Here is a 4,006-nt window from a genome sequence, read left to right as displayed (position 1 = left end):
TACTTACCTGTCCGGATATAGAAAATCGAATCCTAGCAATAATAACCTTCAAAATGTTGAATTTTCAGCTGCAAAAAGTCTGGTTTTCAATCAGTCTTACCGAGATGCCATCACTGCATTGGAAAACTTCATTAGAAATTATCCAAATTCAGCTCAAATTCCGGAGGCAAAATATTATTTAGGAGACGCCAATTTTAGGTTGGGAGATAAAACAAAGGCATTGGCTATTTTCTATGAAATAGAGAATACCAGTGACAACAACCTCAAAAGCCGTGTTTATCAAAAGATAGGACAGATTGAGTTTGAAAATGGCAATTTTGCAAAATCAATACCTTATTACCAGTTCATTGCAAAAAATGCTAGGAGCAAAGCGGAGGAATATGAAGCTACCTACGGTTTGATGCAGGCTTATTTTGAAACACAAAAATACAATGAAGCCATTATCAATGCAGATAAAATACTTGAACTTGGCAGTATCACCATAGACTCAGCGCCCAATGCACTTTTGATAAAGGCCAAGTCACTAGAAAATACCAAGGCCGAAATTCAAGCAATGGAAGTTTACCGGCATTTAATGGAAACCCATAAGACCGTCCAGGGGGCTGAAGCCTTGTATAAAATGGCTCTGCGCTTAAATCAAAAGGGTGAATATGAAGCGTCCAATGAATTGATTTTTGATAATTCGCAGCCTTTTACTCAGTACGCTTATTGGTATGGCAAGCAGTTTATTGTCCTTGCCCAGAATTATATAGCCATGGAGGAAAAATTTCAGGCCAAAGCAACTTTAGAATCCATCATTGAAAATGCCTCTGATGAGTCGGTCAAAGAGGAAGCAGAAACTTTATTGAAAACCATCAACTTAGCCGATTAATGAGAAATTTAAAGCATTTTATAACGGGGCTGTTGGTAATTTCTGGTGTCTTCCAAGGGTTTTCTCAAGAAACAGCAGGCCCACAAAGAGGAGAAATTAGGGATACTGAGTTTATTATCCGTAAAGACAGGGTTTTAAGTTTACCTACACAGCCCAGGGTCTTCGAAAAGAGGCCGGCCTTACCTCAGGTAACTACTTCAATTAATTATACGTATCAGGTTAAAAATTTTGGAGCTACACTGGCTCCGGTTGATTTGAATTTTCAGCCCTATCAAAAATCTTTTCCAAGACCGGAGAGCGACCAAACGCAGGCCTTGGTTAAGTTTGGTTACGGCAATTATTCTTCTCCACTTATCCAGGCAGACTACCATAGTTTGGACAATGAGGATTATACCTATGGGGCACATTTTAAACACCAGGGCTTTTATACAGGGCCTGTAGATGGGATAAATTCTGCAGAAGACCATACTGATTTATTGCTCAATGGTAGTTTTTACAGGGATGATTTTGAGATATTTGGAAGGCTGGGATACGAAAGGGATATGCATCACTTCTATGGATATACTCCGGATCCGGAAACCGCTATAATGCAAGACTCCATTCGTCAGGTTTTTGGTACTTTTAAAGTCATGGCAGGATTAAGACGTGTGGATAAAACTGAGCCCTTTGATTATGAGGCCAACCTTGCTTTAAGGCTTTTCAATGATCGATATGAGGCCAAGGAAACTGAGGTATTGATTCGAGCCAATGCAGGTTTTAGGGCCAATGACTTTCTTAAAGGCGGCATCAATAGCCTTTTGGCCTTTACCTCACCTCAGGATATTTATTATGAAGATATCAAGCGGAACTATTTTAAGTTACAACCTTATGTACAATATGCCAAAGAGTCCTTTAAGATCAAAGTAGGGGCGAATGTGGTCCAGGAGAATGATATTGTTCCCAATAAAACAGGAGATTTTCATATTTTCCCTATTTTGAAAATGTCCTACTTTGTGGTTCCTGAACTTGGAATTTATGGAGCTTACGAAGGGGATGTCATTAGAAATACCTATTATGACTTTATCCAGGAAAATCCCTTTTTAGGACCTTCAGAAAACCTGAAAAATACCATTCAAAATTTCCAAATAGATGCAGGAATCACCGGCAAAGCCAATGATCAGGTAAATTATAAAATTGGATTTAAGTATGGTGATTTCACCAATATGCATTTTTATGGAAACAATGAAATGGACAGTACTCGTTTTCAGTTAATTTATGACAATAACTCCAAGGTATTGGAATATCATGCTTCCTTAGATTTTAATTTTGATGATTGGTATCAATTGGATGCTTCAGCGCATTATTACCATTATACATTGGATGAAATTAGCTTTGCCTGGCAAAGACCGGAGTGGGAGGTGAAATTAAACAATACCTTTACCCCAGACGATAAATGGCTGGTACATGCCAATGTCAATGCCATGGGAGGGATTAATGCGATAAATTTGGTATCTGACAACCAGAGAATACTTGGTACATTGGTGGACCTTCAAATAGGTGCTGATTATGCAATTACTAAAAGGTTTTCTGCTTTTGCCTATGGCAACAATCTGCTAAATCAAAAGTACCAACGCTTTAGCAATTATCCTGTTCGGGGGATTCAATTGATAGGTGGACTGAGTTTTAAATTTTGATAATTACTAACCATCCAATTAAAAAAAGAGTGGTAAGTCCCCAAAAATATAATTTGAGGATGGGGGATTTATTCGTATCAATATTGGCGATTTGCTGGTTTTGCTTTAGCTTAGTGGATTAAAATAACAATTTTTAAGATGTCTGACAAAAATTCCAAGGATCCAAACAGCCAATCCGATAATGATGAGGACTTTGGCTTACCACCGGTCAATGTTACCCCATTGAAAGGAGCCAAAGCTGCTGGAACAAAATCAAGCGAGGGAAGCAAAAATGCAGCTTCGGGATCAAAAAATAACCCACCTGCTGAAGAAAAAAAGAAAGACAATACACTTGGTATCTTTTTAATAATTTTATTGCTGATCCTAGGCCTTGGTTTTGGACTTTATTATTTCGGTGCTTTCAATAATTTTGACCAGCAAAGCGCGGATAAAACAGCTACAACTACGCCTAACCAAGTCGAAAAACCTGCTCCTGTAGTCGAAGAACAAACGCCTGAACCGGTAATTGAAGAATCTGAGCTCCCAGAGGAAACTTCTCCACAATTAATTGAGATCAATTCAAGGGCAGATGCACCCAGGTATTTCTTGGTGGTAGGTAGTTTTATAGATGATGACCTTGCAAGAGATTATTCGAATAGACTCAATAAAGCTGGAGAGAATACGTTTTTGATACATCCCTATGGGAAGATTCACTATTTCCGTTTAGGAATAGGGGAATATGAGAATGTGGATCTTGCCTTGGAAGCCAGAGAAAGCTTTCAGGATAATTATGAAGAAAACTTATGGGTTTTGAAATATTAATATGACTTTACTACAAACTTTGTCAACAAGTGATGGCCTTCAGGCTGTAGATTCCCTAGCCCTTATGGAAGGTGCAGGCTCCAATGATATTGGTCTTTTGGATCTGATGATAAAGGGAGGCTATATGATGGTACCCCTTTATTTACTTTTTATCTTGGCTATCTTTATTTTCATTGAACGAATAATCACCCTTAAAAAGGCATCTAAGACACCTAAGGGGATGATCGATCAGGTAAAAATGATGGTCCAAAGTGGAAATATTGAGCAAGCCAAAATGGTCTGCCAAGGAGAAGAAACTCCCGTTGCCCATATGATATCCAAAGGTTTGGAAAGAATTGGGAGCCCTCTTAAAAACATTGAAGTAGCCATAGAAAATGTAGGTAAAATAGAAATCTATAAGCTAGAGAAAAACCTTGGCCTTTTGGCTACTGTCTCCGGTGCTGCGCCTATGATCGGTTTCCTAGGAACTGTTGCTGGCATGATTCGTGCTTTTATAGGAGTAGCCCAAGAGGAGGGAATGGTTTCTCCAAAATTGCTTTCTACCGGTATATATGAAGCAATGATTACCACTGCCACAGGATTGGTGGTAGGGATTGTGGCTTATCTGGGCTACAATTATTTGGTAACCAGGGTTTCCAAATTGATCCACAATATGGAGTAC

At 38.8% G+C, this 4,006-nt stretch carries 4 protein-coding genes; all 4 read left to right on the top strand.

The features are described 5' to 3' along the window. Positions 1–871: tetratricopeptide repeat protein (locus tag AAC037_RS20960; RefSeq protein ID WP_339905366.1), on the top strand; the 871-nt coding region annotated here is incomplete at its 5' end. Beyond that, positions 871–2,544 (top strand): TonB-dependent receptor, encoded by a 1,674-nt coding sequence (locus tag AAC037_RS20955; RefSeq protein WP_339905364.1) that lies wholly within the window; start codon positions 871–873, stop codon positions 2,542–2,544. The genes AAC037_RS20960 and AAC037_RS20955, both read left to right, overlap by 1 nt. 138 nt (positions 2,545–2,682) lie before the next feature. Continuing rightward, positions 2,683–3,345 (top strand): hypothetical protein, encoded by a 663-nt coding sequence (locus AAC037_RS20950; protein ID WP_339905363.1) that lies wholly within the window; start codon positions 2,683–2,685, stop codon positions 3,343–3,345. 1 nt (position 3,346) lies between these two features. Continuing rightward, positions 3,347–4,006: MotA/TolQ/ExbB proton channel family protein (locus AAC037_RS20945; protein WP_339905361.1), on the top strand; the 660-nt coding region annotated here is incomplete at its 3' end.

Source organism: uncultured Cyclobacterium sp., from assembly GCF_963976465.1.
Lineage (GTDB): Bacteria > Bacteroidota > Bacteroidia > Cytophagales > Cyclobacteriaceae > Cyclobacterium.
The sequence above is the reverse complement of the archived record's forward strand: the minus strand, read 5'-3'. Positions and strand labels throughout refer to the sequence as shown.